The 410-nt window shown below is 58.8% G+C and carries 1 protein-coding gene; it reads left to right on the forward strand.

Annotated elements, in window-relative coordinates:
* On the forward strand, positions 1-410 hold a 410-nt coding region (locus JOY50_RS28605; protein WP_243056182.1), incomplete at both ends, for an efflux RND transporter permease subunit.

Below are 410 nucleotides of genomic sequence, written 5' to 3' on the forward strand. Positions count from 1 at the left end.
GGGCGATCGCTACGATCCGCTTTATGTTTCCAACTATGCCATGTTGAACGTGCGTGATGAGCTATCACGCTTGCCAGGTATTGCCAGCGTCACGCTTGGGGGCGAGGGTGAATACGCGATGCGCGTCTGGCTGGATCCGACCAAAGTCGCTTCCCGCGGTTTGACGGCCAGTGATGTGACCGCAGCAATTCGTGAGCAGAATGTCCAGGTCGCGGCCGGTTCTGTCGGTCAACAGCCGAACAGCTCCTCAGCCTTCGAAGTCAGTATCAATGCCCAGGGGCGTCTGACCACCGTTGAGCAGTTTGGCGATATCGTGATCAAAGCTGGCGCTGACGGGCAGGTTACCCGCCTGCGCGATGTTGCGCGTCTGGAATTGGGATCGGACAACTATTCCCTGCGCAGCCTGCTGG

The sequence above is a fragment of the Pseudomonas sp. BP01 genome (genome assembly GCF_022760795.1).
GTDB classification, from domain to species: domain Bacteria; phylum Pseudomonadota; class Gammaproteobacteria; order Pseudomonadales; family Pseudomonadaceae; genus Aquipseudomonas; species Aquipseudomonas putida_Q.